Raw genomic sequence first — 26,667 nt, 5'->3', positions numbered from 1 at the left:
GCGTGTCGCACTTACAGTTAGAACTTGGCTTCAGCATCCAACTGCAGGGTGTTGGTGTTGGCATCACGCTGCGTGCGGCTGGCGTAGTCAGCCTTGGTCAGGAAGTACGTGGCGCCGACGGCGAAGTTCTTGTCGATGTCGTAGCTGACCTTCATCTTATGACCGCGCGAACCGGTGGTGCCGTTGGCGAAGTCCGAATCGGTGAAGGCGCCTACCACAGCGTTACGTTGCGTATCGCGGTAGTTGTAGTCCAGGTTGAAACCGAACACCTTGGACTTGGCACCCAGCAACCAGGCGGTGTCCTGATCGGTGGAAGCGTCGTTGTTCTTCACGTACTGACCGTAGAACGCCAGCGGCACGGCCAGGCCACCGATGTCGGCTTGGGCAAAACCTTCGTACAGACGGAATTGTTCGTTCGCCGAGTTGCCGTTGACCGCCAGTGCGCAAGGCGTGGTGCTGCTCGTACAGGTGCTGTTTTCGTCGTTCTGGTAGGCGTAGATACTGCCGCCCAGGGTCATTTTCAGGTTGTCGGTCACCGAGAAACGCGTGCCCAACTGGCCGGAAGTCAGGCGCAGGTCGTGGCGGAATTGCACACCGTCGCCGTCGACGTTGTCCTTGAGGTTGTAGTTACCGAGGCTGCCGAACAGCTCGGCGCTGCTACCCAGCGGGTATTTGTAGGTCAGGGCCAGACCTTCCGGGTTGATATCGCTATCCCAGATCACGTCGCCCATGTTCACCCATGGCTGGAGCATCTTGCCGCCGATGACGTGCAGGTTCTTGATCTGCTTCGGGTGGTAGTCGATGTAGCCGAGGTCCAGCCAGATCGACTTCTTGTCGAAGTAGTTGTCCTGGTCCTGGTTGGTGGAGCGTGCATCGTCGCTGCTGCCGGTGGCGATACGAATGCCGGTGTCGACCTGGTCGTTGATCTCGGTGTAGGCGCCGAGACGGGCACGGATACGCTGACGGTCCTTGTCACGGCCACCGTTGTTGGATTCGCCCTGGATCTTCACGGTTTCCTGACGGAAGCGCACGTCACCCTTGAACTGGGTCTTGGCGGCCCAGGCAAGTTTCTGGTCGAACACGCTCAGGTCGTTGGCTTTTTTCGCGGTGGCCGCGATCTGTTCGTTGGTCTCTTGTTGAGCTTGCTGTGCGATCTGCTTTTCTTTCTGATCCTTGGCCAGCTCAGCTTGCAGTTCAGTGTACTGCGATGCCGAGATTTGACCGTTGGCCTTGAGCATGTCGAGCAATTTAGCGTCGACTGCAGCGCTGGCCGGAACGCTCAGGGCCAGCAGCAAGCCGCCACAAAGGGCCGCCGCAGTTTTAGTGGAAGCAAGACGCATATCAATCTCCGAAAGTGAGGAGGGATGGCAAACCATCCAGGACACAACCGACCGATGACGGACGGAAAAATAACTGCCGGGGTAGAACCAGGCGCGCTAAAAACAGGCGTCAGTATCGCGATCGTTTATGACGGCGCAGTGGCGAACTGATGTCAGGTAGATGACAAATTATTTATAAACGGAACTATTGGTTTAGAGCCTTGTCCGGCGATTTGGAGGTGTGTCGGGAGCGGCGATAAGCGATACTCGCGAGGCTTTCACGCCCTGAAGTAGTGAGGATGCCGATGCCGCTGCAACGCCTGGACAGCCTGTCCGAAATCGCCCCGCAGGCCTGGGACGCCCTGGTGCCGCAGGCCCAGCCCTTTGTGCGACATGCGTTCCTGAGCGCGCTGGAAGACAGCGCCAGCCTCGGCCCGCATTCGGGTTGGCAGCCTGAGCATTTACTGCACTGGGACGGTGATCGGCTGGTGGCGGCATTGCCCGGTTATCGCAAATGGCATTCCTCTGGCGAGTACGTCTTCGACCACGGTTGGGCGCAGGCCTGCGAGCGGGCCGGTATCGATTACTACCCCAAGCTGTTGGTCGCCGTGCCGTTCAGCCCGGTCAGCGGCCCGCGCCTGTTGGCCGCCAGCGCCGAAGACGGTTTCGAGTTGCTCGGCAGCCTGCCCGGTTACCTGGAAATCGAAGGGCTCTCCAGCGCCCATATCAACTTCACCGACCCGCTGGCGGATGACGCCCTGGCCCGACAGCCGGGCTGGTTGCCGCGCCTGGGCTGTCAGTTTCACTGGCAGAACCGCGGCTACCGGGATTTCCAGGACTTCCTTGACGCCTTGAGTTCGCGCAAGCGCAAACAGATGCGCAAGGAACGCGAACAGGTGGCGGGGCAGGGCATCGAGTTCGAATGGTTGCAAGGCCATGAACTGAGCGAGGCGCAGTGGGATTTCGTCTACGCCTGCTACGCCAACACCTACGCGGTGCGCCGCCAGGCGCCGTACCTGACCCGTGCGTTTTTCAGCCTGCTGGCCGAACGCATGCCCGAAGCGATCCGCGTGGTGCTGGCCAAACAAGGCACGCGCCCGGTCGCGATGGCGTTCAGCTTGATCGGCGGCGACAGCTTCTTTGGGCGTTACTGGGGCTGCCTGGCGGAATTCGACCGCCTGCATTTCGAAACCTGCTTCTACCAAGGCATGGATTACGCCATCGCCCACGGCTTGCAGCGCTTCGATGCCGGTGCCCAGGGCGAGCATAAATTGATTCGCGGGTTCGAGCCGGTGATCACCCGGTCGTGGCACTACCTGCGTCATCCAGGGTTGAAGACGGCCGTCGAAGACTTCCTGGAGCGCGAGCGGGTGGGGATTCTGGCCTATGCCGAAGAGGCGAGGGCAGCCCTGCCGTATCGGCAGGGCTGAACCCGTTTTGCCTCAGGCCGGCTCCTCCTTGCCCAACCATCGATAGGCCACGCCGCCGATCACCGCGCCGAGGATCGGCGCGAGCCAGAACATCCACAATTGCTGGATCGCCCACCCGCCCACGATCAGCGCCGGTCCCGTACTGCGGGCTGGGTTGACCGAGGTGTTGGTCACGGGAATCGAGATCAGGTGGATCAAGGTCAGCGCCAGGCCGATAGCGATGGGGGCGAGGCCCTTCGGGGCACGCGGGTCGGTGGCGCCGAGGATGATCAGCACGAACATTGCTGTCATCACCAGCTCACAGACAAACCCCGCTGCCATTGAATAGCCGCCAGGCGAATGCTCGCCATAGCCGTTGGAGGCCAGGCCTGACGCCAGTTCGAACCCCGGTTTGCCGCTGGCGATCACATACAACAGCGCAGCGGCGATAATGCCGCCAATGACCTGGGCAACGATGTACGCCGGTAACTCCCTGGCCGGAAACCTGCCGCCCACGACCAGCCCCACCGATACCGCCGGGTTGAGGTGACAACCGCTGATGTGCCCGATGGCGACCGCCATGGTCAGTACCGTGAGCCCGAAGGCCAGGGCCACCCCCAACAACCCGATGCCGACTGCGGGAAACGCCGCGGCCAACACCGCACTCCCGCAACCGCCCAGCACCAGCCAAAACGTACCTAAACCTTCTGTGACTGAACGCTTGAACAAAGACATGTACCCGTCCTTGATAGATCGCTCTACCGAATCAGTAAATCAGTGATGCTCCCTGCGATTTACTTCAGCGCCCGTCTTGGCACTGCACTGAGTACAGCACGGTTGCGGCACAAATCCAGGACACCCATGTGGGAGCAAGCCCCTCCCACCTTTTGAGTTGTATAGGCCCGGCAGTTTCAGTCGATGCCGACGAAGCCTCCGGTCTGGTGCTGCCACAGCCGCGCATACAGCCCGCCGTGGGCGAGCAACTGGGCATGGCTGCCGGTCTCGGCGATCTGGCCTTTCTCCAGCACCACCAGGCGGTCCATCCGCGCAATGGTCGACAAGCGGTGCGCAATCGCAATCACCGTCTTGCCTTGCATCAGGGTTTCCAGGCTTTCCTGGATCGCCGCTTCGACTTCCGAATCCAGCGCCGAGGTGGCTTCGTCCATGATCAGGATCGGCGCATCCTTGAGCAGCACCCGCGCGATGGCGATGCGCTGGCGTTGCCCGCCGGACAGTTTCACGCCGCGCTCGCCCACATGGGCATCCAGCCCGGTGCGGCCTTCGGCGTCCGACAGCTGCGGGATGAACTCATCGGCACGCGCCTTGCGTATGGCCGCCCAGAGTTCTTCGTCGCTGGCGTCCGGCTTGCCATACAACAGGTTTTCGCGGATCGAACGGTGCAGCAGCGACGTGTCCTGGGTGATCATGCCGATCTGTTCGCGCAGGCTTTCCTGGGCGACCTCGGCGATGTTCTGGCCGTCGATCAGGATGCGCCCGCCTTGCAGGTCGTACAGGCGCAGCAGCAGGTTGACCAGGGTCGATTTGCCTGCGCCGGAGGGGCCGATCAGGCCGATTTTTTCACCGGCCTCGATGGTCAGGTTCAGGCCGCCAATGATCCCGCTCTTCTTGCCGTAGTGGAAATCCACCTGCTCGAAGCGCACTTCGCCATGGGGTACGGTCAGGCGTGGAGCGTTGTCGCGGTCGACCACGGCCAGCGGCTGGGCGATGGTTTTCAGGCCGTCCTGCACCATGCCGATGTTTTCGAAAATGCCATTGACCACCCACATGATCCAGCCGGACATGTTGACGATGCGAATCACCAGGCCGGTCGCCAGGGCAATCGCGCCCACGGAAATCAGCGAATGGGTCCACAACCACAGGGCCAGGCCGGTGGTGGTGACGATCAGCAGGCCGTTCATGGTGGTGATCACCACGTCCATGCTGGTCACCACGCGGCTGGCCAACTGGGTTTTTTCGGTCTGCTCGATGATCGCTTCCTTGGCGTATTCCTGCTCGGATTGGGTATGCGCGAACAGCTTCAAGGTGGTGATGTTGGTGTAGCCATCGACGATGCGGCCCATCAACTTGGAGCGCGCTTCGGAGGAAATCACCGAACGCGCTTTCACCCGCGGCACGAAGTAGCGCAATGCCAGGCTGTAGCAGACGATCCAGGTCACCAGCGGGATCATCAGGCGCCAGTCGGCCTCGGCAAACAGCACCAGGGAACTGATGGCGTAGATCGCCACGTGCCAGATCGCATCCACGGCCGCCACGGCGGAATCGCGCAGGGAGTTGCCGGTTTGCATGATGCGCTGGGCGATGCGCCCGGCGAAGTCGTTCTGGAAGAAATTCAGGCTCTGCTTGAGCACGTAGCTGTGGTTTTGCCAACGGATCAGGCTGGTCATGCCGGGGCTGATGGTCTGGTGGACCAGCAGGTCATGCAGGGCGCCGAAGATCGGGCGCAGCAGCAGGGCGACCACGCCCATCCAGATCAGCTCGGTGCTGTGGATCTGGAAAAAGTTCGCGGGCGGTGTGCCCTGGGCCAGGTCGATGATGCGGCTCAGGTAGCTGAACAGCGCGACTTCGATCAGTGCGCCGATCAGGCCCACCACCAACAGCGCGGCGAAACACGGCCACACCTGACGCAGGTAGTAGAGGTAGAAGGGCAGGACTTTATCGGGAGGGGCGGCGCTGGGCGCGTCGCGGAAAATATCGATCAGTTGTTCGAAACGACGATAGAGCATTAGGGTTGACGCCCGCCCGGCGGGCTCTCCTGTTCAAAGGCGCGCGACGCCTTGTGAGCGCCGCGCGGAACTACCTGCGGACCTCAGTCGATGCGCTTGGCCGACTTGATCAGGACAGGATCGATTGGCACGTTCTGCATGCCTTGTTTGGTGGTGGTCTGCGAGTTGACGATGATGTCGACCACGTCCATGCCTTTGACCACTTTGGCGAACACGGCATAACCGGCATCGCGGCCTGGATCGAGGAAGGCATTGTCCGCGACGTTGATGAAGAATTGGCTGGTGGCCGAATCCGGGTTCGAGGTGCGGGCCATCGACAGCGTGCCACGCACGTTATGCAGGCCGTTGCTGGCTTCGTTCTTGATCGGTGGGTTGGTGTCTTTTTGCGCCATCTGCGCAGTGAACCCGCCGCCCTGGACCATGAAGCCCGGGATCACACGGTGGAAAATCGTGTTGGTGTAGAAGCCCTTGTCGACGTAGGCCAGGAAGTTCTTGCTACTGATCGGCGCCTTGACCGGGTCCAGTTCGATTTCAATGTCGCCGTTGGTGGTGGAGATCAATACGTGGGGCGCCTTGGCGGGCTCGGCGGCCATCAGGTTGGCAGCGAACAGAACGGAACCGGCAAAGAAGGCGATTTTTTTCAGCATGGGTCAGTGATCCTGGGTAGTGGTTTCGACTGTCTTTAGAAAATCGAGCAGGGTAGCGTTAAAGACATCGGGTTGATCCAAGGGTGTGGCATGGCGGGAATCTTCGATGACCACCAGCCGCGCATCGGGCAGCAGTTTTACATAGATTTCTTTGTGCGCCACAGGGGTGTAGTCGTGGTCGGCGCTGATGACCAGGGTTGGACAGGTAATTCTGTAAAGTCGTTCCTGCACGCCCCAGCCCACAATTGCATCGAAGCTGGCGAGATAAGCACGTTTGTCGTTTTTTGCCCAGCGCTCGGCCATCTTGCGGCGCAGGTCGGCTTGCTGCGGTTTGGGAAACAGCCGGTCGCCCAGGGCCTTGCCGATGGTGGCCAGGCTGAGGACGCGTGCCAGGGTCCAGCGCTTGGCCCATTGCCAGTAATCGTCGGCGCTGCGCACCTTGACCTCGGGCGCGCTGTTGACGATGCACAGGCTCTTGACTCGCGCCGGTTCGTCCACCGCCAGTTGAAACGCGATCATGCCGCCCATGGACAAGCCCACCACGTGCGCGGCGGGCAGGTCCAGGTGTTCGATCAGGGCGATCAGGTCGAGGGTGAAACCTTTGATGCTGTAGCGCTCCCGGGGTTTGTCGGAGCGCCCGTGGCCGCGCACATCCACCACGATCAGGCGGTAATGCCGGGCCAGCACCGGAATCTGCAGTTCCCAATCCTGGCTGCTGGAGCCCAGGCCGTGGATCAGAATCAGCGGGGTGCCGTGACCATATTCCTCGTAATGCAGGCTGCACCCTTCATGTTCGAACCAGGCCATGCATGAACTCCGTTTCAGGCTTGCTGCGGTGCGGCGAAAGGCGCATCCAGGGGGGCGGTGTCAAATGTGCGCAGCAGCTCCACGAGGATCTGCGTCGCTGGCCCCAAGGGTTTGTCCTTGTTCGAGTACAGGTAGAACGTAGGGTGACGGCTGCCACCCTGCTCCAAGGGTAGCTGCTTGAGCACGCCTTCGGCGAGTTCGCGCTCGATCATGTGCCGGGGCAACCAGGCAAAGCCCAGGCCGCTGCCGACGAAACTGGCGGCTGTGGCGAGGCTGCCGACGGTCCAGCGCTGTTCGGCGCCGAGCCAGCCGACATCGCGCGGCTGCTGGCGCCCGGAGTCGCGGATCACCACTTGCATCTGGCTTTCCAGGTCCTGGAAGCTCAGTTCGCGGTTCATGCGGTGCAAGGCATGCTCGGGGTGAGCGACGGCGACAAACTCCACGTTGCTCATCTCGGTGCCGAGATAGCCGGGGATGTTGAAGCTGCTGATCGCCAGGTCGGCCACGCCTTCGATCAACAGCTCTTCAACCCCCGACAACACCTCTTCGCGCAGGCGCACGCGGCAGCCGCGGCTTTGCGGCATAAAGGCGGTCAGGGCGCGCACCAAGCGTGCATTCGGGTAGGCGGCATCGACCACCAGGCGTACTTCGGCTTCCCAGCCCTGTTCCATATGGTGGGCGAGGTCTTCGAGTTGGCTGGCGTTTTTCACCAACTGCCGGGAGCGGCGTAACAGCACTTCGCCGGCGTCGGTGAGCACGGCCTTGCGCCCGTCGATGCGCAGCAGCGGCACCCCGAGCTGGTCTTGCATGCGGGCCACGGTGTAGCTCACCGAGGACTGCGAACGGTGCAGCGCTTCGGCCGCCTGGGCAAAGCCGCCATGGTCGACCACGGCTTGCAGCGTGCGCCATTGATCGAGGGTAACGCGGGGCGCTTTCAAGATGAGCTCCTCTTGTCCTAAGCTGACAGTCCTTATTGGAGACTGCCGAATGAGAAAATTGTGTTGTGTGGTGCTGGCACTGCTGCCGCTCAGTGCGTTTGCCTACCCCATCGATGTGACAAAAAAGATCGACGGCGTGAGCGTGGATTACACCGCGTCCGACGTGGACGGTGACATCAGTTCGATCCAACTGAACAACTACGGCACGCGCGACGCGCTGTGTTCGGTGACTTTCACCAACGGCCCGGAATCACCCCGTCGCCGTACTGTCAGCGTGCCGGCGGGCAAAAGCACCAACACCACCGTCAAGTTCAACCGCGCGATCATCAAGATGCGTATCGCACTGGAATGTGCACCGAAATAAAGCGACAGCGGAGCATGCCTACAGCAATACTCCGCTTATAAACAAATTTCTAGATGGGTTGTAGCAGTTTTTTGCGCTTTTTTATCGAATTGGCTCTGGTTAATCTTTTCTCCATCGACTTACAGCAATTACAGATGGAGCCTACGCAGCCATGTCCAACGTACTGATCATCGAAAGCAGCGCCCGCCAGCAGGATTCGATCTCCCGCCAACTGACCCGGCAGTTCATCAGCCAATGGCAGGCTGCGCACCCGGCGGATCAGATCACCGTGCGCGACGTGGCGCTCAACCCGCTTCCGCACCTGGACGCCAACCTGCTCGGCGGTTGGATGAAACCGGCGGATCAGCGCAGCGCCAGCGAACAGGCATCCCTGGATCGCTCCAACACCTTGACCGATGAATTGCTCGCCGCCGACGTGTTGGTGATGGCGGCGCCGATGTACAACTTCGCCATCCCCAGCACCCTCAAAGCCTGGCTGGATCATGTGTTGCGTGCAGGTGTGAGCTTCAAGTACACCGCCACCGGCCCCCAGGGGCTGTTGATCGGTAAGCGGGCCATCGTGCTCACCGCCCGGGGCGGGATTCACACCGGCGCAAGCTCCGATCACCAGGAACCTTACCTGCGTCAGGTGATGGCATTCATCGGGATTCATGACGTGACGTTCATTCACGCCGAAGGGGTGAACCTGAGCGGCGACTTCCAGGAAAAAGGCATCAACCACGCCAAGGCGTTGCTGGCGCAAGTCGCGTGATCCTTTAATCGTCACATAATCGCGCGGTGTTTATATCTCACCACGCAAACCCTTCAAGTCCGCGTAAAAACCTCCCTTTGCACTTGTTGCTCCTGAGTGCTCCTGCCCGACTGCCGCTATCGCGAGGTCGGGTTTTTTTTGCGCCGAGTTTCGTGAGCCGCCGAAAACCTTTAATGTCCCGCCCATTCGATACGAGGCGTGCATGGGCTACTTACTGGTTGTCACCCTGATACAGGCATTTTCCTTCAGCTTGATCGGCGAATACCTTGCCGGTCACGTCGACAGCTACTTCGCGGTGCTGGTGCGCGTGCTGCTGGCCGGGCTGGTGTTCATTCCGCTGACGCGCTGGCGCTCGGTGCAGCCGACCTTCATGCGCGGCATGCTGGTCATCGGTGCGCTGCAATTTGGCGTGACCTACGTTTGCCTGTACCTGAGCTTTCGCGTGCTCACGGTGCCCGAGGTGCTGCTGTTCACTATCCTCACGCCGCTGCATGTGACCCTGATCGAAGACGCCCTCAACCGACGCTTCAACCCCTGGGCCCTGGTCGCCGCGCTGGTCGCGGTGGTGGGTGCGGCGGTCATCCGCTTCGATCAAGTCACCCCACACTTCCTTGGGGGCTTCCTGCTGCTGCAACTGGCCAACTTCACCTACGCCGCCGGGCAAGTCATGTACAAGCAGTTGGTGGCGCGCTACCCCAGTGATCTGCCGCACTACCGGCGCTTCGGTTATTTCTACCTCGGTGCGCTGCTGGTGGTGTTGCCGGCATTCCTGGTGTTCGGCAAGGCTGATTTCCTCCCCGAAGCGCCGCTGCAATGGGGCGTGCTGGTGTTCCTCGGGCTGGTCAGCACGGCCCTGGGCATGTACTGGTGGAACAAGGGCGCGTGCCTGGTCAACGGCGGGACCCTGGCGGTGATGAACAACCTGCATGTGCCGGTGGGGCTGTTATTGAACCTGTTGATCTGGAACCAGCACGAGCCGTTGGGCCGCCTGGCCCTGGGCGGCTTGGTGATTCTGGCGGCAGTGTGGATCAGTCGGTTGGGCATAAAGCCCGGGCCTGGCGTACAGTCTGCGAGGTGATAGGCCCAGGGCAGGCGTGAGCGGGAATGAAAGTCTGTTATAGAAGAGAAAAGTGTGGGGGCGGCAGAGTGGACAAGGTTGACGAACAGATCATTGCTGCCTTGAAGGACGACTCCCGGGTCAGCCTGGCGCAGCTGGCGCGACAAGTTCACAAGTCGCGAACCGCCGTGGAATCGCGGGTTCAGAAACTGATCGAGAAGGGCATTATCCTCGGCTTCACCATCAACGTCGCCGCCGATGAAGAAGCCCAGCAATCGGCGTTTTTGATGCTCACGCTCAATGGCAGCAACTGCCACCTGGTGTTTCCGAAGATCTACCAGTTCCGTGAAGTGGTTCAGGCTTATTCGCTGTTCGGCGACGTCGACATGATGCTCGAGGTCAAATACCGCAACTTTGAAGAGCTGATGGTGTTCAAGGACAACCTGCTGAAGATCGAGCATGTGCGCGAGGTGGTGGTCAACCCGGTGCTCAAGGCCTGGCGGTAGCCGCTGCTGTTCTGGCAGCGGCTATGCGGTTCCAGCCTCAGGCGTGATCGTGTACGGTCTCGAGAAAGTGGTGACTCAAGGCCGGCATTCGCTGGCGCAGGGTGTCGACGAACTCTTCGATGACGGCCTGGTTGAAGGCCAACGGCGTATCGTCGTGCCCCAGCACCACCACCAGCAGGCTCGACGAGTCCTTCGTCAGCCTGAAGTCATGGGCGTCGGCGTCGACCTTGCCGATACTCGCCAGGGGCACGTCACCGCAGGTATAGACGATATCGCCCGCTGGAATCGTAATCTCCTTCTTGGCGAACAGCGGGCGGAAAGCCCTGGGGGCCTCCGAGCGCATGACGTAGATGTCATCCCGCCGATGGTAGGTGTGTACGCCGATGCTGACCCCATGCCGGATCGCCACGGCGTTATAGGCATCGACGATGTTGTTGATGGGGTATACGCCCTTGGCGATGAAGCGCCGCAACAGTTTCTCGTTGGCGCTCACGGTGTTTTCGTAGCCGAGCTTCTTGAGTTGCTTGGCAAAGCCTTCGTAAATGACGTTGGAGTCCAGCTCGTTGAGGTGGGACGCAACGTGATTCAGGTTGCTTTGCAGGACACTGACGAAGCTCTGGTCGTCCGACACGGTAATGTCTTCGATAACCGCCGCGCACGCGTTGTTGATGCCCAGATCACTGGCTGACTTTCGGATGATCAAACGACTTTTCATGGTCTTAACACCACAGCTGTTTACGTAGATTGGCGCTGCTGATGTCCAGTTGCGGCGCCGAGAGGTGTTGCAGCCAGAACAGCCCCGGGCAGGTGGCGAAGTCGATCGTGACCGGCGTGGTGTCGCCCGGGCGGATGAAGTAGCGGTGGCCGCAATAGGCCTCGTCCTCCATTACGCTCTGCAGGGCCTGCGGCGAGGGCGCGGCGAAGGTACGTTGTTCGTCGGAGCAGAAGAACCCGATCCGACCGTGGCTGATCTGGCTGACCGCATCGGCGCGCGGGCGTGGGCGGCCGAGGTAGCTGTCGATGGCCAGCGAGAGCAAATCCGGGTGATACACCTGTTGAAACAGCAGCGGTGCGATGCCGCCATGCAAGCGGCCGCCGGCTTCAATCATCACCGGGCCGTGGGCAGACCAGATGATCTCCATATGAATCGGGCCGACCTCGATGCTCAGCGCCGCGGCCGCCTGGCGGGCATAGTCGGTCAGCGGTTGCAGGTCTTCGGCGCGGGGGTCGAGGGTGTCCAGGCTTTCGTAGACAAACATGCTGCCGTTTCTCTGGACCTTGGTGTACCTGCACACCGAGGCAATGATGTACACGCCGTCAAAGGCGACCATATCCACCACATATTCCGGGCCCGACACGAACGGCTGCACGATGAAACCGAGGTTGATTTCCCCCAGGTCGTTTTTGCGCTGCCAGGCCGCAGTGTCCAAGGAACTCTTGACGCCGGCCCGGCCGTGGGCAAACACCACGCCTTCGGTGGCGGCGGAATTGAGCGGCTTGACCACGTAGGTGGTCTTGTCGTCCAGCGTGGCAACCACCTCTGCAATGCGCGTCGGTGAGCTCAGCAGTTGCGATTCGATGTTCGCCAGCCCGTGTTTTTTCAGGGCGTGCTGCATGGAGAACTTGTTGCGACGCAGGTCGCTGGTGACGCGGCTGTTACCGGGAACGCGCAGGACTTCGGTGAGGTAGTCGGTCAGGTAGATCGCGGTTTCGCAACCGGCGATCACGGCGCTCAGTGACAGCGGTTCGAGGATCTCCAGCAAACCCTCTTCCCAGTGGTAGACCGCCTCGAAGTTTTCCCTGATCAGGTCATCGGTGAAATGCGCGGGCAAGCTGTCGGTGGAAATCACGGCAAAGCACCTCACGCCCTGAGCCTTGAGCAAGGGCGCGTAGAGTTTACCTGTGGAGAACGGGTCAACGATCAGTACGGTTTCCAAAGCAGGTACTCCTATTTTGTGGTGGCGGTGGCCGCGACGGCAGGGGTGAGGTTCCACGCCAGTACGGCAGCGGCCAACAGCGCGGCGGAGACGATCATCAGCACGCGCGCACCTTCGAGGCCGAGGAAGCCTGTGGTGGTGAAGAACGTCAGGATCATCGGCGCCGAGCCACTGACCAGCAGGTAGTAGAGCGAGCTTTTGGCGGCGATCACGTCGGCGATCCGTGCGTTGGGCGCCGACTCGATCAGGGTTTTACGCAATTGGATGCGCAGGCTGTTGATGCAGAAACCCAGCAGGAAAGCGGCGCCCATCATCACGTAGAGGTTATGGAAATAGACGATTGCCACGTCGGCCAGGATCACCAGCAGGATCGCGCTGTAGCTGTTGAGCTTGATCCGTGGCAGCACCGCGGCACTGAACGCACCGAGGCCCGCCAGGCCGCTGGCGACGCCAAACAGGGTGGCGTTCCATTCGTTGAGCTTCTGGAACACGATCGGCACCAGGCTGTTGAAGGCGCCGATATGGAAGCCGATCATGCTCAACACGATGATCAGGATGTACAGGTTGCGCGGCAACTGTAGAGACTGCGCCGTGTGGGTGTCGGCGACTTGCTCGGTGGCGTCGGCGGTGGGCGTGGCCGCGACAAAAAGAATCGCCGCCAACGACAGGATCGCCCCCAGGCTGATGATCTGCAGGGTCTGGTTGACCGTGAACACATCCACAATCACCCCGCCCAGCAGCGCACCGCCAAAGGCCCCGATCTGGATGGAGGTTTGCATCAAGCGCGCCGAGGTGTCGCTGTTGGTCAGCCCGGCCAGCACCAGCTTGGTGTTTTTCGATTCCAGGGTACTGATGGTGAAGTAGTCGGTGACCCCCACCACGAAGGCAATCGCCAGGAAACCGATCGGCAACAGCGCCGCGTCGGTAAACGACAGCCCCAGCACGGCGGCGAACGCGGTCAGGCGAATGTACAACAGCCGTTTCATGCTCAGTTCAATGGTGAAGAACCGGCCGATGTACTGCTCGCACAGATACGGCACCACGGTCGCCACGCATAAGGTGGCGCCCACCAGGAAGGTCGAGCCGGTGGTCTCCAGGCCGAACCAGACCATGGCAATCACAATCGCCATGTCCAGGCCGGTGAAGAGGGTCACGATCGAGTAAAACGCAGCAAGGGTCGATTTATTATTCATGGGCACCATCAGTCGTAACGAGAGAGTTTAAGGAGAGGCACGCACCGCTCGGTGTCACCAATGACGGTGCTGATCTGGTTTCTGACGCGAACGGTGGGCAGCGACTTCTTTTCCAGGTTGCAGACCTTGTAGGCGTTGTCGTGCCAGGGGCAGATCACGCTTTGCCCGTCACCCGTCACTTCCCCCATGTGCAGCGGGCCGCCGCGATGGGGGCAGGCGGTCGGCAGCAGTTGAGTCGAATGTGCATGGCGCTTGAGAAAGTAGGTTTTCCCTTCCACCGCCACATAGTGGGTATGGCTGAGGTTCAGGCTGATGGCTTTCATGGGGCGGCGTCCTCAAATGGCCGTGACGGTGTAAGTGCAGGACGGGCTGACGACGCGGGTGCCATGCAGCATGCCCTTGGGAATCACCACGCCTTCCCCGGCCTTGAGGCGCACGCTCAGTTCGGGGCTGGCGACGAAATCCAGCTCGCCGGACTCGACCCAGAACAGCTCGTCGTTGGGGTGGGTATGCAGCACCGAAAGCTCGTGTTCAGGCTCGGTGATCGTCAGGTCCACCGGCTTGCGGCCTTGGAGGGCGCTGGCTTGGGCACGGTGTTCGTCCAACTCGTCATGCCACTTGATATGGGCATACAGCTCTTCGTCGGCGATGTCCTGCAGTAAGCGGAACTCCTCGAAACCGCGGATAAGGTCGGGGATGATCGCGTTGCCGAACTGCTTGATCATCGGCAGGATCAGGCGTTGCAGGGCCATTCTTCCGTGATGCACATCGATGTGTGAGTGCTCGTCGAAGTATTCGGTGGAGACCGTGCCGTTGAAGATGGTCTTGATGGCGCGCGACTGATGCTGGGTGGTCAGGGCCAGCGTGGCTTCGGTGTAGTACATGGCGCCGATATAGCGGAACAGCTCGCCATGGTTGGCCGACACGTAGTGGAAGTAGTTGGTGAGCGACAGCGAGGCCGGGGTATAGAACTGCCAGTAGTGATGCACGTGAGGGGACATGTCCATGTCTTTGAGCATGTCTTCAAAAATGGTGCTGTGCTTTTTCTTGTCGATGCCGTAGCCGTATTCGTCGATCAGGATCTTGAACAGCTCGCTGGTGTACACGCCGCTGTTGCCCAGCACATTGCGCGCCATGGCCGAGGCTTCACTGAGGAAGTCGCCGGCGCATTGCGTCATGAAGAACCGCGCGGCACGTTCGGGATGGCGGCTGGTGGTCAGGACTTCATGGAGTTTTGAATCGGAGCGGGCCACATCGTCCAAGACCTTGTCGGTGTGGGCGACAAAGGCGTCCAGGCACCAGGGGCCGTTGATGTGCACCTCTTCCTTGAGCCAGTTGTAGAGGTAGTGCTCCAATAACGGACGAATCTTTTTACCCGACGCGGCATGCAATGGGTCATAAAAGTCCTTGAATACCTTGAGGTCCAGCGCCATGGGCGGCTTGGGTAAAAAGACCAAGTCTTGCTCATAGATATTCAATAATAAACGTTGCGCCAAAAGATGCTGGCTGTGTGAGAGTTGCTCGCTTGTCAGGCAACTGCTGATAATCGAATCGGTCACGTCCTGCGGCCTTGAAGGCCGCTGGTAGGGGCTGTCGGTATAAAAGTCGCGAGGTTGAGAAAAGGCAGTTGCACCGCAGTAATGAGTCAATGCTTCCGCATCCGAACTTAATACAAAGTGTGCCGCATCATCTGAAAGCTTAGTTGTCCATAACATAAGTAACGCCTTCTCACAGAGTTGTTCGATGGCCAGATGCTATAGCTTTGGTTTTTCTAAAAACAGATTAAAAACCGGGTGCCTGAATAGTGAAATTCACTAAACGTATAGGTAGAGTTTTCTTAGTTGCGGCGTCGGTTTGATTTTGCCGCGTGCGGCAACTAGACATGTTCCTCGGCTATTTACCGAGTTGGCCTGGCCTGTAGCGCAAGGCCTGATTGGGCGCGGGGGCGTGTGGTGATTCGACCGGCGAGGGGCACGCGAGCCCCGCGCCGTCTGCCTTGTCAGCGCTCCAGCGCTTGGGCGGTCGTGGTGTTCTGCGTCATTGCGAACAGCCCGCTGCGCAGGTCCGTGCCGCTCGGCTGTTGATACAGGCTCAAGCCGAATTCCGGCAGCACCGCCAGCAGGTAGTCGAAGATATCCCCTTGAATCCGCTCGTAATCCGACCACGCCGTGGTGCGGGTGAAGCAGTAGATTTCCAGCGGCACGCCCTGGGCGGTGGTTTGCATCTGACGCACCATGCAGGTCATGTTCGGCTGGATGTCCGGGTGGCTTTTCAGGTAAGCCAGGGCATACGCGCGGAAGGTGCCGAGGTTGGTCATGCGCCGGCGGTTGGCCGACAACTGCGCGCTTTGGCCCTGGGCTTCGTTCCAGGCCTTGAGTTCGGCCTGCTTGCGGCTGATGTAGTCGGTGAGCAGGTGGACCTGGGTCATGCGGACTTCTTCATCGTCGCGCAGGAAGCGCACGGCGCTGGCATCGATAAACAGGCTGCGCTTGATCCGACGCCCGCCTGACGCCTGCATGCCGCGCCAGTTCTTGAACGACTCGGACATCAGGCGCCAGGTCGGAATCGAGACGATGGTCTTGTCGAAGTTCTGCACCTTGACCGTGTGCAAGGTGATGTCCACCACGTCACCGTCCGCGCCGACCTGGGGCATTTCGATCCAGTCGCCGACCCGCAGCATGTCGTTGCTGGTCAACTGCACGCTGGCGACGAACGACAGCAAGGTGTCCTTGTAGACCAACAAGATAACCGCCGACATCGCACCCAGGCCGGACAGCAGCAACAGCGGCGAGCGGTCGATCAGGGTGGCGACGATGATGATCGCGGCAAACACGAACAGAATCATCTTCGCCAACTGCACATAGCCCTTGATCGAGCGGGTACGTGCATGTTCGGTGCGCGCATAGATGTCCAGCAGGGCGTTGAGCAGCGCACTGATGGCCAGCACCACGAACAGGATGGTGAACGCCAGCGCCACGTTGCCGATGAACAGCGTTGCGGTCTTGCTCAGGTCCGGCACCAGGTGCAGGCCGAACTGGATCACCAGCGACGGCGTCATCTGCGCCAGGCGGTGGAAGACTTTGTTGTGGCGCAGGTCGTTGAGCCAGTGCAGGGCCGGTTGCCGGCCGAGCAATTTGACCGCATGCAGAATGAGGTAACGCGCCACCCGTCCGAGCAACAGCGCCACCACCAACAACACCAGCAAGCCCAGGCTGGAATGCAGCAGCGGGTGTTCATCGAGGGCGTTCCAAAGGTCTTTGACGTTGAGCCAGAGCTGTTTGATATCCATGGGTGAAACCGATTCTTCTGTAAGACAAGACCGGTCGATTAGAGCATTTAAGAGCAGCTACATTGGCGTTACAGACAAACGCCTTAACAAAAAAGCAGCTGATTAGCCCTGTTCGCGTAAAGAAACTCGGTTTGGACGCTCGAAACCGTTACCCTATGCAGCTGATATTTTGTATTTCTTCGAGGTAGCACCCGTGTTTTCCCAATTCGCCCTGCACGAACGCCTGCTCAAAGCCGTGGCCGAGCTTAAATTTGTCGAGCCTACGCCTGTGCAGGCAGCGGCCATCCCGCTCGCGCTCGAAGGGCGTGACCTGCGGGTGACGGCTCAAACCGGGAGTGGCAAGACGGCCGCTTTCGTCCTGCCTATTCTTAACCGCCTGATCGGCCCGGCCAAAGTCCGCGTCAGCATCAAGACCCTGATCTTGCTGCCGACCCGCGAGCTGGCCCAGCAGACCCTGAAAGAAGTCGAACGTTTCTCGCAGTTCACCTTCATCAAGTCCGGCCTGATCACCGGCGGCGAAGACTTCAAGGTCCAGGCCGCCATGCTGCGCAAGGTCCCGGACATCCTCATCGGCACCCCGGGCCGCATGATCGAGCAACTCAACGCCGGCAACCTCGACCTCAAGGAAGTCGAAGTGCTGGTGCTCGACGAAGCCGACCGCATGCTCGACATGGGTTTTGCCGATGACGTGCAGCGCCTGGTGGCCGAGTGCGTGAATCGTCAGCAGACCATGCTGTTCTCCGCCACCACCGGCGGTTCGACCCTGCGCGACATGGTTGCCAAGGTCCTGAACAACCCCGAGCACCTGCAGGTCAACAATGTCAGCGACCTGAACGCGACCACGCGCCAGCAGATCATCACCGCTGACCATAACGTCCACAAAGAACAGATCCTCAACTGGCTGTTGGCCAACGAGACCTATCAGAAGGCCATCGTGTTCACCAACACCCGCGCTGCGGCTGATCGCATCTACGGCCGCCTGGTGGCGCAGGACTACAAAGCGTTCGTCCTGCACGGCGAGAAAGACCAGAAGGACCGCAAGCTGGCAATCGACCGCCTCAAGCAAGGCGGGGTGAAGATCCTGGTTGCCACCGACGTCGCCGCGCGCGGCCTGGACGTCGACGGCCTGGACATGGTCATCAACTTCGACATGCCCCGCAGCGGCGACGAATACGTCCACCGTATCGGTCGCACCGGGCGTGCCGGCAACGATGGCCTGGCGATCTCACTGATCTGCCACGGCGACTGGAACCTGATGTCGAGCATCGAGCGCTATCTCAAGCAGTCGTTCGAGCGCCGCACCATCAAGGAAGTCAAAGGCACCTACACCGGGCCGAAGAAGGTCAAGGCTTCGGGCAAGGCTGTAGGCGTGAAGAAGAAAAAAGTCGACGGCAAGGGTGACAAGAAGAAGGCCGGCGCCAAGTCGCCGACCAAGCGCAAGATCGCCAACCGGCCGAAGACCGACAACCTGTCGTTGGTCAGCAAGGACGGCATGGCGCCGCTCAAGCGCCGCAAGCCAGAAGCACCGGCTGCCGAATAAGGCTGGGCCGCGATAAAAAAACCGGACGCTGTCCGGTTTTTTTTGCCTGCGGTTTTTTTGCCTTGGCCGCAGCTTCTTTCCGCCCAGTTGAGGCGGCGAACGTCTGGAAAGTACACAGAAGTGACGCCTGTCCATTCGGCTGAACGGCCGCTGACGAGACGTGTCCCAACTCTGAACGGGCTGCTTTTCCTTTTGGCCCGCAGGAGGAATCAGGATGACGACTTACAACTGGGATCTGATCGAACGGCTGTTGCATGAAGTGCAGAATGGCGAGGGCAGCTTTGCCCCGCGTAAGTACGCCGAGCAGGAGGCCGCCGAGAAGGTCATGGCGGGCGAGTCCACCGGCAATCTGGATGTGTTGAAAACAACCGCTGCGGATTACGAGGCGCTGTTGCTCAAGCGCGGGTTTATCGAGTCGCGGCCTGAAGAGGAGGGTGGTAATGGTGAGAACTTTATCCTGACGCCACGAGGAGCCCAATTGCTGGCGTTGATCGACAGCTCGATACCGGGCCACGCTCACCCGCGTCAGGTGCTCGATGAGCAGGCGGATGCGCTGGAACCGGCGACGTTCGACGACGTGGCGTCCAAGGCGGCGATTGCCTGAAGGGCCTGCGCGGGCGCGATGTTGCTCCCACGTTCTAGTCAGCGGCGGCGTTGAGGCATTTGAGCGCCTTGAAATCGCTGCGCACGCCCGCGATTTTGTGCGTCAGTTTCTGGCGTTGTTGTACGCTGCTTTGCGCCATTAGATCCACGATCAGGCTGCGCGCCGCTGTTTCCGTCTGGGCATCGGCCTGCCGATATTCCGGGGTCCATGCGCGTTCGCGGTCCACCAACAATTGTTGCATTTTCTGCGCAAAGTCAGGGGCGTGGCGTTGTTGCACAGCGTCGATGAACTGCGCCTGCCAGCGGGCGCGGTTGTCGATCCACTGTTGGTTCTGGTCACCCAGCTCCGCAGACCAGGCCACCACCCGTTGCTGCTGGCTGGCGCTGAGCGGCCCGATCCACGCATGGAGGCGCTTGCTCATGCGCTCGGCACGCGCCTGGATCTGTCGCGGCAGGGGCGGTTTCAGGTATTCGTCCTGGCGTTTGCGCAGGTCTTTGGCCAGGGCGTCGTTCATGTCCTTGACCTGCTGGTCGTCCAGCCCGCGCAGCAAGTGGACCGCCGACGGTGTGATCGCGCGCGCGATCTCGCTCACCGCCTGTTTGGCTTCGTCGGTATGGCTCTGCAAGGCGTTGTCGCTGACCTGATGGTTGTCGACCATCTGTTGCAGGCGGTCGAGCCAGTCCAGATAACCCGGTAACTGCGTGGTGCAATGCCAGGCCAGGTGTTGCTGGAGGGTGTCGTTGAACCAGCGTTTCTGCCCGGCGTTCATGTCCAGGTAGTCACTGAGGGTCCACGGGATGATCACGTCGAGATTGCGGTAGGCCAAACCCACGCGGTTGCAGCCGCCAAGCACCAGGCTCAGGATCACGAATGGCAGCAGAAATTTGAGCCGGCTCAGCATGGGCGGGTCCTTGCGCAGAGGGGGTTAATGCATGTGAACCCGCGCTGGGTGCGACAGTTCAGCCCATCAATAAAACGTCCGCGCTGCCTTCAAGGTCAACAGCCCATCGCATTGCGAATTGTGTCCGGAGTAGGCCGAGCAGTCGCCGCCGTTGAGGCTGGAGTCGCTGTAGATCAGGTCAAGGTCAACGCCCATCCACGCCCGTGAGAATTGCACCGACCAGTCGCTGAAACTGCGGATCGAACCGCCGTCCACCGAGACCGGGCTGCCCAGTTGATGTGTGGTGTACTTCATGCTGACGCCGATGCCGAACGGCTGTGTGCCGCCAAGATCGGCGAACAGGGTGCTGTCCTGGCGGTCGGGGTCGTTGCTGAAGGACGCGCCGAAGCGATTGCCCAGCAGGTTCAGGCCGCCATAGAACTCCTGGCTGTCAAGGGGGCTGAGCGAGGGATAGCTGTAGTGGATCAATCCCACTTCGTAGCCGAGCGTCTGGTCGAAGGGGTGTTTGAACCCCATGTACGAGTCGATTTCAAGGTTGCTCGCCGAAGACAGGCCCATGTTCGGTGAGAACTGGCCGATGTACAGGCCGCTGTCGTGGCTCAGGTCGAGGCCGCCGTGGAAGGCGTCGCTGCCCGGCGATGTCGGCTTGACCAGGCCCTGGGCCATGCTGCGGCTGGGCGTGGTGCCCAGTTTCAGATCGAAGTCGCCCAATTCGCGCTGGAAAATCTGCGCTTCGGCCAAAGGGCTGGCAGCGAGGGCGGCGAGCAGGAAAATACAGGGTTTGAGCATGCTTCACTCCATGAAAAGCGAGGAGCAGTAATGGAAGGAATCGTGCAGATGCCCGTGCTAGACGTGTGCAAGCATACCGGCGAATGCCGGGCGGTGAGGCCCGTTGGTCGATTTTGTGTTGCAGGGAGAAGCAATGGGGTGTTTCGGGCTCTAGTCCTAGCGCCTTGCTGGCAAGACGCTTAGGGACCAGGTGTGTTGCGCGGTCAGCTTACTTCTTGCCCAGGCTGATCTGCTTGGACGGGCCGAAAGTCTGGCCGCTCACGCCCTTGGCAATCTGCTGGATTTCGCCACCGGACTTGAGGAACGCAGCGATCTGGCTGTTGATCGACTCGCTGGTTTCGACGGCGGGAGCTGGCTTTGCTTTGCTGTTGGATGCTTTTACGCGCATGGCGGCCACTAACCTGTAGAAAATTAACTTGGCCAGGCATCGTACAGGAAATGCTTGACAATTGCTTGGTAAATATCCCCTTGTATTTAGTGCGCTGGCTGAAACCAGCGAAGTTCGTCGTCGAAATAAGCCTCTAACTTACTGTTTTAACTCGAAACCACGCGGTCTGTCGGGCGCCGCTGGCGCGGCGGAATTCAGCCGATTGATCAGACGAGTGGGGCGGTGCCAGTAGAATGCCATGCGAACCCGCGAATTTTCAGGCGTGCGCGCGTGCCGGACGCAACTCGGGTAGAATGCCGCCCACGCAATGAGGGTATTGGAAATGGCTTTAGTCGGGCGCTACAACAGCTTGCAAGTGGTTAAACACACTAACTTTGGTTTGTACCTGGATGGTGCGCAAGACGGTGAAATCCTCTTGCCTAATCGGTATATCCCCAAAGATATTCCTAGTGAAGATGAAGACTGGCTTAACGTATTCATTTACCTGGACAGCGATGACAAACTTATCGCCACCACTGAAAAACCAAAAGTTCAAGTCGGCGAATTTGCCAGTTTGAAAGTTGTGGAAGTCAACAGCATCGGTGTCTTCCTCGATTGGGGTTTGCCCAAGGATCTGTTGCTGCCGTATTCGGAAGAAAAGCGTCAATTGACCGCTGGCGAATATTGCGTGGTGCATGTCTATCTCGACAAGCACACCAAGCGCATCACCGCCACCGCGCGCCTTGACCGCTACCTGGACAAGACGCCCGCCAACTACCAGGTTGGCCAGGAAGTCGACCTGCTGGTGGCCGAGGCCACGGACATGGGCTTCAAGGCGATCATCAACAACAAGCACTGGGGCCTGATCCACAAGAACGAAGTGTTCAAGTTCCTGCGTCCGGGCAAGGAAGAGAAGGGCTTTATCAAGGAAATCCGCGCCGACGGCAATATCAGCCTGAGCCTGCAACCGGTCGGCCAGGAAGCGGCTTCCAGCCTCAACTCGAAGATCCTCGCCAAGTTGCGCGAAAACAACGGCAGCCTGCCGGTCAGCGATAAAAGCGACCCGGCGGTGATCAGCAACTTGTTCGGCGTCAGCAAAGGCAACTTCAAGAAGGCCATTGGTGCGCTCTACAAGCAGGGCCAGATTGTGATTCATGCCGATCGCATTGAACTGAGCTGAGTGCGGTTTGCTCTTCTGTAGGAGCGAATCGCTCCTACAGAAGCTGTGCCGATGCCCCGTAAATCCTTGTTCTGTCGGCCTACGGCGCAGATGACCTGAGCAACTTGGCCACATTCCTCAGCGCCGCTTGCTGCGCAGTCAGGCACCTGTGTGCACAACGGGTGTGCAAGTGATTGTGTACAGGATTAAGGCGTGCACCGTTGCTGAGCGGTATACACCGGTCTAACTCTCGATACATCCTTTGGCACCCCGGCCCGTGGGGATTGTGTGCCATTGGCACGCATTCTGCTGACTCTTTCGTATACAAACCATGCCGCCTTCCGTATGCATCCCGTTACGGCAGCGCAGGCGGGTATTTCGAGGAGCCAAGCGATGACCGAACAATTGCCCAAAGGCTACAGCCCGCGCCTGTACAACCAGGACCTGGGCCCACTGCCGCAGAAGTGGACCTGGTACAACATCTTTGCCTTCTGGATGAGCGACGTACACAGCGTCGGCGGCTATGTCTTCGCCGCCAGTCTGTTCGCCCTCGGGCTGGCCAGTTGGCAGGTGCTGATTGCGTTGCTCGCGGGCATTTGCATCGTGCAATTGATCGCTAACCTGGTGGCCAGGCCGAGCCAGCAAGCGGCCGTACCGTACCCGGTGATCTGCCGACTGGCGTTTGGTGTGTTCGGTGCGAATATTCCGGCGGTGATACGTGGCTTGATCGCGGTGGCGTGGTACGGGATTCAGACGTATCTGGCGTCGAGTGCGCTGATCATCGTGGTGCTGCGCTTTTTCCCACAGATGGCCGTGTATGCAGAGCCGCACTTCGCGGGCCTGTCCTACCTGGGCTGGTTTGGTTTCCTCAGCTTGTGGGTGGTGCAGGCGGCCGTATTCTGGGCGGGCATGGAGTCTATCCGGCGCTTTATCGACTGGGCCGGGCCGGTGGTCTACGCGGTGATGTTCGCCCTGGCCGGCTGGATCGTGTGGAAGGCGGGCTGGGCGAATATCAGCTTTACCCTGGCGGAGAAGTCCTTGTCGGGCTGGCAGGCTTTCGGCCAGGTGATTGTGGCGACGGCGTTGGTGGTGTCGTACTTTTCCGGGCCGACGCTGAACTTCGGCGATTTCAGCCGCTACTGCCGCAGCATGCAGGATGTGCGTCGCGGTAATTTCTGGGGGCTGCCGGTGAATTTCCTGGCGTTCTCCCTGGTGACCGTGGTGATCGTCTCGGGCACCTTGCCGGTATTCGGTGAAATGCTCCACGATCCGATCGCCACCGTGTCGCGTATCGACAACAGCATGGCCGTGTTGCTGGGCGCCTTTGCCTTTGTCACGGCCACGATCGGCATCAATATCGTCGCCAACTTCGTGTCCCCGGCGTTCGACTTCGCCAACGTTGCGCCGAGCAAAATCAGCTGGCGCGCCGGCGGCATGATTGCAGCGGTGGCTTCAGTCTTTATCACCCCGTGGAACCTGTTCAACAACCCGCTGATGATCCACTACACCCTGGACATCCTCGCCGCGTTTATCGGGCCGTTGTTCGGGATTTTGCTGGTGGATTTCTACCTGATCAAAAAACAGCAGATCGACGTGGATGCGCTGTTCGATGACAGCCCGAGCGGGCGTTATTACTTCGACGGCGGCGTGAACTGGACGGCGGTCAAGGCTCTGTTGCCGGCGACGCTGGTGGGTGTCGCGATCACGTTCACCCCGGCCTTGCAGGGCATGGCCAACTTCGCCTGGTTCACCGGTTGCTTCCTGGGTGGGCTGTTTTTCCTGGTGCTCGCTCGGCGCGAACAGGCTCGCGTGCCAACGCCGCTGATGGCTGGCTGACTGCCGCAGCCGGGCGCAGCAACAGCGCGCCGGCCAATAACAACCCGCAACCGGCGATCACCAGCGCCGGTTGCAGGCCGCCGCTCAGGTGGCTGCTCACCGACGCGAGCAATGGGCCGCTCAGTTGTCCGATGGCAAAGCTCGCGGTCAGCACCCCAGTGCTGCGCTGGTAGCCGTGGGGCGCCACCTCGCGCAAGCGTGCCATCACCAACTGCATACACGCCAGAAACGGTGCGCCGCAGAGCAACACGCCCAGCGCCAGGCCCCAGCCGTTGCCGAGCAAGCAGGTAAATACGCCCGCCGCTTGCAACCATAAGGTTGTCATCAGCCAGCGGCGGGTTGTGTTCGCGGCCTTGCGGCGCAGGCTCGCCACGACCACCCCGAGCGCAGCCGCCAGGCCAAAGCATGGCCAGAACAGGTCTGCCTGCCAGGCGCCCTTGAACTGCGCGCTGGCCATCTGGGACAGAAAGGTCGCCGGGATGATGTAGCCGAGGCCGTAGAGGAAATAAACCCAACCCAGGTGCGCGATGCTCGCATTGCTGCTCGCGTCGCTGACGGGCGCGTTAGTGACGCTCGGTTGAGGCAGGAAAGGCAGGATCGCCAGCAGCATCAGCAGCGCCACCCCGCCGTAGACCAGCCACAGTGTTGCGGAGCTTTGTCCCAGCAGGTTCGAACCCAGCGCCAGCAGGCCGGTCAACAGAATCCCCAGGCCCGGCCCGGCAAACACCAGGGCGCCCAAGCGCGGCCGCCCGGCGGCAATCGCCAACGGTTGGCTGAGGCTGGTGATCATCACCAGCGCCCAGGCGCTGGCCACGCCGGTGCCGAAGCGCAACAGCAGGTGCGGCCAGAACCCGTGGGCCCAATACGACGCCAGGGTCAGCAGCACGCACAACCACAACCCGCCGTACAAGCGACCGCGTACATGGTGATGGCTGCGCGCGAAAATCGAATCCACCGCGCCGACGAAGTAACCCAGGTAGTTGGCGGCGGCGATCAGCCCGGCACCGGTCAGATCAATCTGCCCCTCGCTGAGCAGATGTGGCATTTGCGGGGTGAGGGCGAAGCGGCCAATGCCCATGGCCATCATCAGGGCGATAAAGCTGGCGAGGAGGCGAGTCAACGGCGACATGTGCAAGGTTTCCTGCGGGAAAGCGAATGACGTGCAGGCTAAGGCGGATTGACTTTCTGTAAAAATGAATAATAGTGAGTAACTTGTTCAGTTTTGGAGAAAGGTATGGAGTTCAGTCAATTGCGCATTTTCCAGGCCGTGGCGGAAGAGGGCTCCATCACCCGCGCTGCCGAGCGCTTGCACCGCGTGCCATCGAACCTGTCGACCCGGCTCAAGCAGATGGAGGAGCAACTGGGCGTCGAGTTGTTCGTTCGTGAACGTCAACGCCTGCAGCTTTCCCCTGCGGGCAAAGTGTTGCTGGACTACAGCACCCGTCTGCTGGCGCTGCACGACGAAGCCCACGGTGCCGTGCAAGGCGGGCAACCGGCCGGTGACTTTGTGCTGGGCAGCATGTACAGCACCGCCGCGATTCACTTACCGAAACTGTTGGCGCGCTATCACAAGGCGTATCCGATGGTGAATCTGCAGGTGCAATCGGCGCCCAGCGGCGAGCTGCTCGAAGGCTTGATCACCGGGCGTCTCGACGCGGCGCTGGTCGACGGCCCGCTGACTATCGCGTCCCTGGACGGTGTGCCCTTGTGCGACGAAAAGCTGATGCTGATTTGCGAAGCCGACCACCCGCCAGTACTCGGCCCCCAGGATGTTGCCGGCCGTGCAGTGTTCACCTTCCGACGCAGTTGTTCCTATCGCCGACGTTTGGAGACGTGGTTTTCCCACGAGCACGTGGCGATGGGCCGTGCCATTGAGATCGAGTCTTATCAAGGCATGCTCGCCTGCGTGATCGCCGGTTCCGGCGTGGCCTTGATGTCCGAATCCATGCTCGACAGCCTGCCAGGCAAGGACAGCGTGTCCGTTCATCCCCTATCTGAGCCTTTTGCCACTGCGACCACCTGGCTGATGTGGCGAAAGGGTATGCTCGGCGCTAATCTCAACGCATGGATCGAACTGCAGCGCGAAGGCCAGGCCGGGTTCCTGCAAGATAGCCGGGCGATCGCCTGACCGATCTGTCGTATTTGCATGAATTTGGTAATAGTTCGTTGTGGTTTCGTTCATGCAATGTGTAGGAGTTAGGGCTACTATTTGTAGGAAGAGGCGAAAGAATTTCCGCCGACCCGCACTACCCTCAAAGGGGGCAATCATGAAAGAGAAAATCCAAACCTGGCTCCACGACCTTGGCGTTGCGCTGGGCCTGATCGAGCCCCCGCTGCAGCCGGTGCCCATTCGCACGGATGATGAGCAGCGTCGTCCACGTCGGCGTTGAACCGCAGTCGTCGGAACACCGCAGAATCTATGTAGGAACGGGCTTGTGTGGGAGCAAGCAAACCCGCCCTCGCGATGCGTGGTACGCCACGCAAAAAAAACGAGTGCGACATCCGACGTC

The 26,667-nt window shown here is 60.3% G+C and carries 27 protein-coding genes; 11 read left to right on the top strand and 16 right to left on the bottom strand.

Features of this window, described 5'->3' with window-relative positions; all coding sequences use genetic code 11:
• Nucleotides 1–17: 17 nt before the first annotated feature.
• On the bottom strand, nt 18–1,340 hold the full coding sequence (locus AC07W0_RS05220; RefSeq protein WP_017845274.1) for a putative porin: 1,323 nt from the start codon (nt 1,338–1,340) through the stop codon (nt 18–20).
• Between the two features lie 284 nt (nt 1,341–1,624).
• Here AC07W0_RS05220 and AC07W0_RS05215 point away from each other — a divergent pair, with 284 nt between their 5' ends.
• Nucleotides 1,625–2,749: a GNAT family N-acetyltransferase gene (locus AC07W0_RS05215; protein ID WP_079444486.1), complete on the top strand. Its 1,125-nt coding sequence runs from the start codon at nt 1,625–1,627 to the stop codon at nt 2,747–2,749.
• Nucleotides 2,750–2,761: 12 nt separating this feature from the next.
• On the opposite strand, the gene aqpZ is transcribed toward AC07W0_RS05215, so the two are convergent.
• From aqpZ to AC07W0_RS05190, 5 genes are all read right to left on the bottom strand, one after another.
• Nucleotides 2,762–3,463 carry an aquaporin Z gene (gene aqpZ / locus AC07W0_RS05210; RefSeq protein ID WP_046489436.1) on the bottom strand — a complete coding sequence of 234 codons (702 nt, stop codon included), beginning with the start codon at nt 3,461–3,463 and terminating at the stop codon, nt 2,762–2,764.
• Between the two features lie 176 nt (nt 3,464–3,639).
• On the bottom strand, nt 3,640–5,472 hold the full coding sequence (locus AC07W0_RS05205; protein WP_046382464.1) for an ABC transporter ATP-binding protein: 1,833 nt from the start codon (nt 5,470–5,472) through the stop codon (nt 3,640–3,642).
• A gap of 83 nt (nt 5,473–5,555) precedes the next feature.
• Complete coding sequence (locus AC07W0_RS05200) at nt 5,556–6,119, bottom strand: peptidylprolyl isomerase A (RefSeq protein WP_017845278.1); 564 nt, start codon at nt 6,117–6,119, stop codon at nt 5,556–5,558.
• 3 nt (nt 6,120–6,122) lie between these two features.
• Entirely contained in the window at nt 6,123–6,926 is an 804-nt protein-coding gene (locus tag AC07W0_RS05195; protein WP_102617641.1) for an alpha/beta fold hydrolase, read from the bottom strand.
• A 14-nt stretch (nt 6,927–6,940) separates the two neighbouring features.
• Nucleotides 6,941–7,864 carry a PA3225 family LysR-type transcriptional regulator gene (locus AC07W0_RS05190; protein ID WP_017845280.1) on the bottom strand — a complete coding sequence of 308 codons (924 nt, stop codon included), beginning with the start codon at nt 7,862–7,864 and terminating at the stop codon, nt 6,941–6,943.
• A 49-nt stretch (nt 7,865–7,913) separates the two neighbouring features.
• On the opposite strand from AC07W0_RS05190, the gene AC07W0_RS05185 reads away from it, so the two are divergent.
• The 4 genes from AC07W0_RS05185 to AC07W0_RS05170 all read left to right on the top strand — a co-directional run bounded on the left by AC07W0_RS05185 (nt 7,914) and on the right by AC07W0_RS05170 (nt 10,542).
• Nucleotides 7,914–8,228: a hypothetical protein gene (locus AC07W0_RS05185; RefSeq protein ID WP_026139816.1), complete on the top strand. Its 315-nt coding sequence runs from the start codon at nt 7,914–7,916 to the stop codon at nt 8,226–8,228.
• Between the two features lie 151 nt (nt 8,229–8,379).
• Nucleotides 8,380–8,979, top strand: a complete 600-nt coding sequence (locus tag AC07W0_RS05180) for an FMN-dependent NADH-azoreductase (RefSeq protein WP_046489439.1) — start codon at nt 8,380–8,382, stop codon at nt 8,977–8,979.
• Nucleotides 8,980–9,181: 202 nt separating this feature from the next.
• Nucleotides 9,182–10,057, top strand: coding sequence for a carboxylate/amino acid/amine transporter (locus AC07W0_RS05175; protein ID WP_102617642.1), 876 nt, complete (start codon nt 9,182–9,184; stop codon nt 10,055–10,057).
• 68 nt (nt 10,058–10,125) lie between these two features.
• The gene (locus AC07W0_RS05170) at nt 10,126–10,542 is read left to right on the top strand and encodes an Lrp/AsnC family transcriptional regulator (protein ID WP_017845284.1); all 417 of its coding nucleotides are present in this window, start codon (nt 10,126–10,128) and stop codon (nt 10,540–10,542) included.
• Nucleotides 10,543–10,579: 37 nt separating this feature from the next.
• On the opposite strand, the gene AC07W0_RS05165 is transcribed toward AC07W0_RS05170, so the two are convergent.
• The 6 genes from AC07W0_RS05165 to AC07W0_RS05140 form a co-directional block, all read right to left on the bottom strand.
• A complete protein-coding gene (locus AC07W0_RS05165; protein ID WP_017845285.1) occupies nt 10,580–11,257 on the bottom strand; it encodes a phenylalanine--tRNA ligase beta subunit-related protein in 678 nt (225 codons plus the stop codon).
• 4 nt (nt 11,258–11,261) lie between these two features.
• Nucleotides 11,262–12,479, bottom strand: a complete 1,218-nt coding sequence (locus AC07W0_RS05160) for an ATP-grasp domain-containing protein (RefSeq protein ID WP_102617643.1) — start codon at nt 12,477–12,479, stop codon at nt 11,262–11,264.
• A gap of 11 nt (nt 12,480–12,490) precedes the next feature.
• Nucleotides 12,491–13,672 carry an MFS transporter gene (locus tag AC07W0_RS05155; protein WP_102617644.1) on the bottom strand — a complete coding sequence of 394 codons (1,182 nt, stop codon included), beginning with the start codon at nt 13,670–13,672 and terminating at the stop codon, nt 12,491–12,493.
• Nucleotides 13,673–13,680: 8 nt separating this feature from the next.
• Nucleotides 13,681–13,995 (bottom strand): Rieske 2Fe-2S domain-containing protein, encoded by a 315-nt coding sequence (locus tag AC07W0_RS05150; protein ID WP_017845288.1) that lies wholly within the window; start codon nt 13,993–13,995, stop codon nt 13,681–13,683.
• Between the two features lie 12 nt (nt 13,996–14,007).
• Nucleotides 14,008–15,231, bottom strand: a complete 1,224-nt coding sequence (locus AC07W0_RS05145) for an iron-containing redox enzyme family protein (RefSeq protein WP_256580747.1) — start codon at nt 15,229–15,231, stop codon at nt 14,008–14,010.
• 440 nt (nt 15,232–15,671) lie between these two features.
• Nucleotides 15,672–16,961 (bottom strand): mechanosensitive ion channel family protein, encoded by a 1,290-nt coding sequence (locus AC07W0_RS05140; protein ID WP_017845290.1) that lies wholly within the window; start codon nt 16,959–16,961, stop codon nt 15,672–15,674.
• Between the two features lie 193 nt (nt 16,962–17,154).
• Between AC07W0_RS05140 and AC07W0_RS05135 the strand changes: the two genes are divergently transcribed.
• Together AC07W0_RS05135 and AC07W0_RS05130 are read left to right on the top strand one after the other, a co-directional pair.
• A complete protein-coding gene (locus AC07W0_RS05135) occupies nt 17,155–18,501 on the top strand; it encodes a DEAD/DEAH box helicase (protein WP_017845291.1) in 1,347 nt (448 codons plus the stop codon).
• A 214-nt stretch (nt 18,502–18,715) separates the two neighbouring features.
• Complete coding sequence (locus tag AC07W0_RS05130; protein ID WP_102617646.1) at nt 18,716–19,105, top strand: transcriptional regulator; 390 nt, start codon at nt 18,716–18,718, stop codon at nt 19,103–19,105.
• Nucleotides 19,106–19,139: 34 nt separating this feature from the next.
• Here the strand turns inward: AC07W0_RS05130 and AC07W0_RS05125 are convergent, their stop codons facing one another.
• The 3 genes from AC07W0_RS05125 to AC07W0_RS05115 all read right to left on the bottom strand — a co-directional run bounded on the left by AC07W0_RS05125 (nt 19,140) and on the right by AC07W0_RS05115 (nt 21,183).
• On the bottom strand, nt 19,140–20,006 hold the full coding sequence (locus tag AC07W0_RS05125) for a DUF6279 family lipoprotein (protein WP_102617647.1): 867 nt from the start codon (nt 20,004–20,006) through the stop codon (nt 19,140–19,142).
• A gap of 66 nt (nt 20,007–20,072) precedes the next feature.
• The gene (locus AC07W0_RS05120) at nt 20,073–20,795 is read right to left on the bottom strand and encodes a TorF family putative porin (protein ID WP_017845294.1); all 723 of its coding nucleotides are present in this window, start codon (nt 20,793–20,795) and stop codon (nt 20,073–20,075) included.
• A gap of 208 nt (nt 20,796–21,003) precedes the next feature.
• Complete coding sequence (locus AC07W0_RS05115; protein ID WP_003193095.1) at nt 21,004–21,183, bottom strand: PFL_1563 family small protein; 180 nt, start codon at nt 21,181–21,183, stop codon at nt 21,004–21,006.
• A gap of 322 nt (nt 21,184–21,505) precedes the next feature.
• Between AC07W0_RS05115 and AC07W0_RS05110 the strand changes: the two genes are divergently transcribed.
• Nucleotides 21,506–22,342, top strand: a complete 837-nt coding sequence (locus tag AC07W0_RS05110; protein WP_028617391.1) for a CvfB family protein — start codon at nt 21,506–21,508, stop codon at nt 22,340–22,342.
• Between the two features lie 372 nt (nt 22,343–22,714).
• Nucleotides 22,715–24,157, top strand: a complete 1,443-nt coding sequence (locus AC07W0_RS05105) for an NCS1 family nucleobase:cation symporter-1 (protein ID WP_017845296.1) — start codon at nt 22,715–22,717, stop codon at nt 24,155–24,157.
• On the opposite strand, the gene AC07W0_RS05100 is transcribed toward AC07W0_RS05105, so the two are convergent.
• Nucleotides 24,069–25,286, bottom strand: coding sequence for a YbfB/YjiJ family MFS transporter (locus tag AC07W0_RS05100; protein WP_102617648.1), 1,218 nt, complete (start codon nt 25,284–25,286; stop codon nt 24,069–24,071). The two genes, AC07W0_RS05105 and AC07W0_RS05100, sit on opposite strands and share 89 nt — an antisense overlap.
• A 105-nt stretch (nt 25,287–25,391) precedes the next feature.
• Between AC07W0_RS05100 and ptrR the strand changes: the two genes are divergently transcribed.
• Together ptrR and AC07W0_RS05090 are read left to right on the top strand one after the other, a co-directional pair.
• A complete protein-coding gene (gene ptrR / locus AC07W0_RS05095) occupies nt 25,392–26,285 on the top strand; it encodes a putrescine utilization regulator PtrR (protein ID WP_046382475.1) in 894 nt (297 codons plus the stop codon).
• A gap of 139 nt (nt 26,286–26,424) precedes the next feature.
• The gene (locus AC07W0_RS05090; RefSeq protein ID WP_017737772.1) at nt 26,425–26,547 is read left to right on the top strand and encodes a PA1414 family protein; all 123 of its coding nucleotides are present in this window, start codon (nt 26,425–26,427) and stop codon (nt 26,545–26,547) included.
• The last annotated feature ends 120 nt before the right edge of the window (nt 26,548–26,667 follow it).

The organism is Pseudomonas sp. GW704-F2 (assembly GCF_059423025.1).
Note: the sequence above shows the minus strand (reverse complement) of the source record. Positions and strands in the feature narration are given on the sequence as shown.

Excerpts from the sequence above, each read along its gene's own strand:
- AC07W0_RS05220 (WP_017845274.1), bottom strand. The coding sequence starts at position 1,340 with ATGCGTCTTGCTTCCACTAAAACTGCGGCGGCCCTTTGTGGCGGCTTG.
- AC07W0_RS05215 (WP_079444486.1), top strand. The coding sequence starts at position 1,625 with ATGCCGCTGCAACGCCTGGACAGCCTGTCCGAAATCGCCCCGCAGGCC.
- aqpZ (WP_046489436.1), bottom strand. The coding sequence starts at position 3,463 with ATGTCTTTGTTCAAGCGTTCAGTCACAGAAGGTTTAGGTACGTTTTGG.
- AC07W0_RS05205 (WP_046382464.1), bottom strand. The coding sequence starts at position 5,472 with ATGCTCTATCGTCGTTTCGAACAACTGATCGATATTTTCCGCGACGCG.
- AC07W0_RS05200 (WP_017845278.1), bottom strand. The coding sequence starts at position 6,119 with ATGCTGAAAAAAATCGCCTTCTTTGCCGGTTCCGTTCTGTTCGCTGCC.
- AC07W0_RS05195 (WP_102617641.1), bottom strand. The coding sequence starts at position 6,926 with ATGGCCTGGTTCGAACATGAAGGGTGCAGCCTGCATTACGAGGAATAT.
- AC07W0_RS05185 (WP_026139816.1), top strand. The coding sequence starts at position 7,914 with ATGAGAAAATTGTGTTGTGTGGTGCTGGCACTGCTGCCGCTCAGTGCG.
- AC07W0_RS05180 (WP_046489439.1), top strand. The coding sequence starts at position 8,380 with ATGTCCAACGTACTGATCATCGAAAGCAGCGCCCGCCAGCAGGATTCG.
- AC07W0_RS05175 (WP_102617642.1), top strand. The coding sequence starts at position 9,182 with ATGGGCTACTTACTGGTTGTCACCCTGATACAGGCATTTTCCTTCAGC.
- AC07W0_RS05165 (WP_017845285.1), bottom strand. The coding sequence starts at position 11,257 with ATGAAAAGTCGTTTGATCATCCGAAAGTCAGCCAGTGATCTGGGCATC.
- AC07W0_RS05155 (WP_102617644.1), bottom strand. The coding sequence starts at position 13,672 with ATGAATAATAAATCGACCCTTGCTGCGTTTTACTCGATCGTGACCCTC.
- AC07W0_RS05150 (WP_017845288.1), bottom strand. The coding sequence starts at position 13,995 with ATGAAAGCCATCAGCCTGAACCTCAGCCATACCCACTATGTGGCGGTG.
- AC07W0_RS05140 (WP_017845290.1), bottom strand. The coding sequence starts at position 16,961 with ATGGATATCAAACAGCTCTGGCTCAACGTCAAAGACCTTTGGAACGCC.
- AC07W0_RS05130 (WP_102617646.1), top strand. The coding sequence starts at position 18,716 with ATGACGACTTACAACTGGGATCTGATCGAACGGCTGTTGCATGAAGTG.
- AC07W0_RS05125 (WP_102617647.1), bottom strand. The coding sequence starts at position 20,006 with ATGCTGAGCCGGCTCAAATTTCTGCTGCCATTCGTGATCCTGAGCCTG.
- AC07W0_RS05120 (WP_017845294.1), bottom strand. The coding sequence starts at position 20,795 with ATGCTCAAACCCTGTATTTTCCTGCTCGCCGCCCTCGCTGCCAGCCCT.
- AC07W0_RS05115 (WP_003193095.1), bottom strand. The coding sequence starts at position 21,183 with ATGCGCGTAAAAGCATCCAACAGCAAAGCAAAGCCAGCTCCCGCCGTC.
- AC07W0_RS05110 (WP_028617391.1), top strand. The coding sequence starts at position 21,506 with ATGGCTTTAGTCGGGCGCTACAACAGCTTGCAAGTGGTTAAACACACT.
- AC07W0_RS05105 (WP_017845296.1), top strand. The coding sequence starts at position 22,715 with ATGACCGAACAATTGCCCAAAGGCTACAGCCCGCGCCTGTACAACCAG.
- AC07W0_RS05100 (WP_102617648.1), bottom strand. The coding sequence starts at position 25,286 with ATGTCGCCGTTGACTCGCCTCCTCGCCAGCTTTATCGCCCTGATGATG.
- ptrR (WP_046382475.1), top strand. The coding sequence starts at position 25,392 with ATGGAGTTCAGTCAATTGCGCATTTTCCAGGCCGTGGCGGAAGAGGGC.
- AC07W0_RS05090 (WP_017737772.1), top strand. The coding sequence starts at position 26,425 with ATGAAAGAGAAAATCCAAACCTGGCTCCACGACCTTGGCGTTGCGCTG.